The organism is Cupriavidus sp. DL-D2 (genome assembly GCF_039710735.1).
In the GTDB taxonomy this organism is placed as follows: domain Bacteria; phylum Pseudomonadota; class Gammaproteobacteria; order Burkholderiales; family Burkholderiaceae; genus Cupriavidus.
In genome coordinates this window covers 1-5,705 of record NZ_JBDKXK010000116.1, presented here as the reverse complement: position 1 = coordinate 5,705, position 5,705 = coordinate 1, and the positions used below count along the sequence as shown (strand labels likewise).

5 protein-coding genes are annotated in these 5,705 nt (G+C 63.3%); all 5 read left to right on the top strand.

Annotated features, from left to right (window positions below):
* Positions 1-215 precede the first annotated feature (215 nt).
* The 5 genes from ABDB81_RS30135 to ABDB81_RS30115 all read left to right on the top strand — a co-directional run bounded on the left by ABDB81_RS30135 (position 216) and on the right by ABDB81_RS30115 (position 5,584).
* Positions 216-2,336, top strand: a complete 2,121-nt coding sequence (locus ABDB81_RS30135; RefSeq protein ID WP_137923501.1) for a LamG-like jellyroll fold domain-containing protein — start codon at positions 216-218, stop codon at positions 2,334-2,336.
* A 174-nt stretch (positions 2,337-2,510) separates the two neighbouring features.
* Entirely contained in the window at positions 2,511-3,008 is a 498-nt protein-coding gene (locus tag ABDB81_RS30130; protein WP_346814381.1) for a glycine zipper 2TM domain-containing protein, read from the top strand.
* A gap of 160 nt (positions 3,009-3,168) precedes the next feature.
* Positions 3,169-3,474, top strand: coding sequence for a carboxymuconolactone decarboxylase family protein (locus ABDB81_RS30125; protein WP_346814380.1), 306 nt, complete (start codon positions 3,169-3,171; stop codon positions 3,472-3,474).
* Positions 3,475-3,579: 105 nt separating this feature from the next.
* Positions 3,580-4,896: an MFS transporter gene (locus tag ABDB81_RS30120; protein ID WP_346814379.1), complete on the top strand. Its 1,317-nt coding sequence runs from the start codon at positions 3,580-3,582 to the stop codon at positions 4,894-4,896.
* 28 nt (positions 4,897-4,924) lie between these two features.
* A complete protein-coding gene (locus tag ABDB81_RS30115; RefSeq protein WP_346814382.1) occupies positions 4,925-5,584 on the top strand; it encodes a LysE family transporter in 660 nt (219 codons plus the stop codon).
* The last annotated feature ends 121 nt before the right edge of the window (positions 5,585-5,705 follow it).

Sequence of the window (5,705 nt, the reverse complement as noted above, 5' to 3'; positions counted from 1 at the left end):
GGGGCGGGGGAGAGGGCCAGCAGTTCAAATTTCGACAAGTCGGCAAGCAGAACCTCCTGCCCTCTCCCCTAACCCCTCTCCCGCTCGCGGGAGAGGGGAAACAAACACAAGCAAACCGAAAGCCCACCGCAACCAAACCTTCACATTCCAATCAACACCCTGTCACGCACGACACCGAGAATCTTCGGTTTTCGTGGGTCAACAGGGAAGTTGAAATGCAAAGCAAGACAACGGGGAAGCAGCACGCCGCCATCGATACCGCAACGCTCGAAGGCATTCCGGACCGGCAGCGCCGTCTGCTGCTGAGGGCGGGTCTGGGCTTGTCGCTCGGCGGCTCGGCACTGCTGGCTGCGTGTGGCGGCGGTGACGATGCGGCACCGGGTACGCCGGCCACCACGCCGGGTACGACCCCGGGCGGCACTGCACCCAATGGCAAGGTATCGAGCTTCGCCTTGGCCGTGCTGCCGGACACCCAGTTCTATTCGCGCTACGCCACCACCGACGAGAACCTGCAGTTCCAGCGTAAATACGGCTCCACGCCGTTCCTCGCGCAGACCAAGTGGATCACGCAGAACGCTTCTGCCCTGCGTATCCCGTTCACGATTCACCTGGGCGATGTGGTGGACCAGCAGTCCAAGCCGTTGCAATGGCAGATTGCCGACGAAGCCATGGAAGTCATGGAGGCGGCTCGCGCGCCGTACTCGATCCTGGCCGGCAACCACGACGTGATCTCCGATGTGGACTACGTCAACGCTGGCAGCCAGGCATCGAACACCGATGCACAGCGCAACCTCGCCAACGAGCCGTACCTGAAGACTTTCCCGACCACGCGCGCGCAGCGTCAGGCTACCTTCGGCGGCCGCGATCCGTCGGGCTTCCACGAGTATCACTTCTTCGAAGTGGACGGCAACCGCTTCATGGTGCTGTCGATGTCGTGGCGCGCCTCCGATGCGGCCATCACGTGGGCACGCAATGTGTTGAAGCGTTACCCGAAAGTCCCGGTGATCCTGTCCACGCACCAGTTGCTCAACATCGGTCCGGATGGCGTCAGCCCGCTGGAAGTGCCCTATGGCCTGATGCTCTGGGACAAGCTCATCAAGGACAACGACCAGATCTTCATGACGCTGAACGGCCACTACCACGGCGCGGCGCATCTCACGAAGACCAACGACTTCGGCAACCCCGTCGAGGAAATGGTGGTGGACTACCAGATGGCGTACATGGGCGGCAACGGCCTGATGCGTCTCTACGAATTCGATCTCACCCACAACAAGATCAAGGTGATCTCGTTCTCGCCGTGGGTGCCGCAGAAGCCTACCGAGACGCTCAACGAGTTCGACGTGGCAGTGCTGACGGACAAGAACCAGCAGTTCGAGATCGACTTCGATTTCCGCAAGCGCTTCGCACGCTTCAACCCCGACTTCACCACCCCGACTGCCGGCAACGATCCGATCAACGATCGCGCCAAGGCCGCCATCCTGGCCAACTACACGGAGCCCAGCACCACGGACAAGAAAGCGCCTGCGGATAGCAGCGATTACCCGCTTGTGGCATCCACGGTGGCGCACTGGCGCTTCTTCGGCGGCACGGATGGTGCAGCAGTGCCGGTGGGGCAGGTCATCAACGACGAGACGGGTGCCAATCCGATCTCGCGTGAAGCCCTGGCAAACGGCGGCACGGCCCAGTTGGGCGACATGACGTGGTCCAACGACCACCATTACCTGTCGGCGGCGCCGGGCAGCGTGAAGTTTGCCAACTCGACGAACTCACCCAAGCGGATGAGCTTCTTCGCCACGCAGACCACTGCGGCGCTCAACGCGCAGACCTTCGACAACGGCTACACGATCGAAGCCTTCATCAAGGTGCCCGCTTCGTGGACAGCCGGCAACAACGCGTGGATGAACATCATGGAGCGCGAAGGCCGGCGCGGTGATATCGCCGGCTCCGTCAGCGGCGATGGCGACGAAAGCCCGCTGATCTTCGCGATTTCCAGCCTGCGCGAAGTGCAGTGGGAAGTCACGCCCAGCACGGCAGGCACCAGGAACGCTGCGGCAAGCTGGTCCGGCGAGATCATTGCCGAGAAATGGGTACACGTGGCCGTGGTCAACGATCCCGCGACCAACGAGACCGTGATGTACGTGGAAGGCGCGCCCGTGCTGCGCAATACGTCGAACACGCGCGGCATTGCCACCGTCAGCGCCGCAAGCCGCTTCCTGATTGGCGGTGGTGTCTACAACAACGTGACGTCGAATGGCTTCCTCGGCCAGATCGGTGAAGTGCGCATGTGCACCGAGCCGCTGGCGTCGAACCAGTGGCTGACGGCGCGCCGCGCCTGATCCACCGATAATCCGTCGTACCGACCCCGGCCTGGCGCCGGGGTTTTTTGTTGCCGATGCATCGCCATGCATGCGGCAGACGCGCAAAACCCCGGCGTTCCGGAAATGTCGGCACAACGACGCGCCGTAGAGTGGTTCCTATCAAACATCGGATCATCGGGATAGGAGCCGGTCATGCCTTCCACACGTCGCCTCGCATCATTGAACCTGCCGCTTGCTGCCGCATTGGTGGCAAGCGCGCTGCTCACCACAGGCTGCGCCGAATTCGCGCCACCCGGCAGCGTCTACAGCGCGGGACAAACCTCGCTGCCCCAAACCGTGACGATGGCCACGGTCGAACGCGTGCGCAGCGTGCAGATCAACGACAGCAGCCAGGGCTCAAGCCTCGTCGGCGAACTCGGCGGCGGCCTGCTTGGTGCGGTCGCGGGCAGCGCCATCGGTCACGGCCATGGTTCGCTGCTGGCAGGCGTGGCGGGTGGACTCGCCGGTGGCCTCGCCGGGCACGAAATCGAATCCGCCGTGGATCGTCATCCCGGCTACGAAATCACCGTCCGGCTTCCCGACGGCCGCCTGCAGGCCATCACGCAGCCGGCATCGGAAGGCAGTTTCTACCCGGGACAGCGCGTGCAACTGCTGTGGTCGGAGGATGGGCGGGTGCGCATCACGGCGTGAGATCCGTGTGTGAAGGCTTTCGTCGAACCCATCGCGCCGCGTTGCTGATTTCGCTGTCAAGCCCATTCTCTTCTAAAAAACCCGGAAACAGCTCCTATGATCGGGCGTCGGCGTTTCGATCATTGGGAGTGCATACCCACCCATTGACCGGAGGTACCCCATGTACGACATGAAAGATCTTGGCCGCCTGAAGATGCTCGACGAAAGCGCGCCGGAGGCGATGAAAGCCTTCTGGGCCTTCGACAAGGCCGCGTTTGCGGAAGGGGCGCTGTCCGCGCAGCAAAAGCAGATTATTGCGGTGGCCGTGGCGCTGACTACGCAATGTCCGTATTGCATCGCGATCCATACCAAGGCCGCGCGAGATGCCGGCGCCACCAATGAGCAACTTTCCGAAGCGGCACTGGTGGCGGCGGCCATTCGCGCCGGTGGCGCGATCACGCATGCGACGCACGTGTTTCCCGGGTGATTCCATGCAGTGCGAAGGTTGGATAGTCCGCAGACGGAACTGAAGGCAGTAAGGGGCGCGAGTTAGAATGTTTGCCTGCCGCAACAACCTGACATGCCGCCTCCAATGTCATCTACCCTGATGGGCCTCGACCAGGCCATTGAAACCGCTGGTGTCGGTAAATTCCAGCGCCGCCTCTTCGTGATCTTCGGACTCGTCTGGGCGGCGGACGCCATGCAGGTGCTATCCATCGGCTTCAGCGCGCCGTCGATCGCCAAGACATTCGGCATCACGGTGCCGCAGGCGCTTCAGACTGGCACGTTCTTCTTTATCGGCATGGTGCTGGGCGCCTTTGCGTTCGGGCGACTGGCCGATCGCGTGGGTCGCCGGCCTGCGCTGCTGCTTGCGGTTTGCATTGACGCGGTAAGTGGCGTGGCATCGGCCTTCGCGCCGGATCTCACCTGGCTGCTGGCGCTGCGGTTGCTGACCGGCATTGGCGTGGGCGGCACGCTGCCGGTGGACTACACGATGATGGCCGAGTTTCTGCCGAAGGATCGGCGCGGACGCTGGCTGGTGTTGCTGGAGGCATTCTGGGCACTTGGCACGATCTGTCTCGCCGTCCTCGCCCTGGTGGCCAGCGACTATGGCAACGATGCGTGGCGCATCATTTTCTTCGTGACCGGGATTCCCGCGCTGATCGGCATCGTGCTGCGCATTCACGTGCCGGAATCGCCGCTGTTCCTGAATCGCAATGGGCAACCGGACAAGGCGCGCAGCGTGCTCGAACGCGTGGCCCGCGAGAACGGACGCACGGTAGACATCCCCGCACTGCAGGCTGATACGAGCGTCAAACAATCGGTATTCGCGCTGTTCACCACGACGCTGCGACGCCGCACGATTGCGCTCGCGCTGGCGTGGCTGCTGATTTCCATCGCGTATTACGGCATATTCGTCTATCTGCCGATCCGACTGAGCACGCAGGGTTTCGCGTTCATGCGCGGACAGGTCTTCCTGGTGGTGCTGGCGCTGGCGCAACTGCCGGGTTACGCGCTGGCGGCGTATGGCGTGGAACGCTGGGGACGCAAGCCCACGCTGATCGGATTTCTGCTGCTCAGTGCGCTGGGCTGCCTGCTGTACAGCCTCGGTACATCGCCCGTGGTGGTCATCGGCTCCACGCTGCTGATGAGCTTTGCGCTGCTGGGCACCTGGGGCGGGCTCTACGCATTCACGCCTGAGGTATTTCCCACATCCTTGCGCGCAACCGGCATGGGCACGGCGGGCGCGGTTGCGCGGTTTGGCGGACTGTTCGCACCGTCGATCATCGCGCCTGTGATGGCGACCCACTTCACGCTGGCACTGGCGATGATCTCGGCAATGTTGCTGGCGGCAGCCGTTGCGGTGGCAGCGGTCAATGTGGAATCGCGAAACCGGGCGCTGGACTGAAGCGCATGCGCACAGCAAGCTGCGTGGCATGAACCTGCCTGATTTCCTGCCTTCTGCCTCTGCCGTGATGTTGCAAGGGCTCGTATTGAGCCTTGGCCTGATCATCGCCATCGGTGCACAGAACGCCTTCGTCCTGCGCCAGGGACTGCGCCGCGAACATGTGGGAAGCGTTGTGCTCTGGTGTGCCGTGGCCGATGCCTTGCTGATCGCGGCTGGGGTGATGGGGATGGCGGCAGCTCTTGGAGAGCGGCCCGGGCTGGCGCGGGCACTGGCGTTCGCGGGCGCGGCATTTCTCGCGTTCTATGGATGGCAGGCACTCCGGCGCGCGCGTCGGCCACAGGCGATGCAGGCCACTGCGGAATCCGGCGCCAAGCGGATCGGCCGTGGCGCAGCGCTGGCACAGGCGGCGGCCTTCACGCTACTGAATCCCCACGTCTATCTCGATACCGTGCTACTCATGGGCAGCATCGGCGCGCAGCAGCCCGCTGCAATGCGCGGCTGGTTCATCGCGGGCGCGAGCAGCGGCAGTGTGCTGTGGTTCACTGCACTGGGATATGGCGCACGCTGGATGGCGCCCTGGTTTGCGCGTCCCGCTGCATGGCGAGTACTGGATGGACTGATCGGCGTGACGATGCTGGTGCTTGCGGGGATGATGGTGCGGTTGGGGTTGGGCTCCCCTCTCCCATGAAATGGGAGAGGGGCTGGGGGAGAGGGCCGGAGGCTCTGCTTGCCAAAATCGTCGCAACTTGCACTGCTGGCCCTCTCCCCTGTAGTGGTCAAGTAATCTTGGACACTTTTTCAGGCAGACC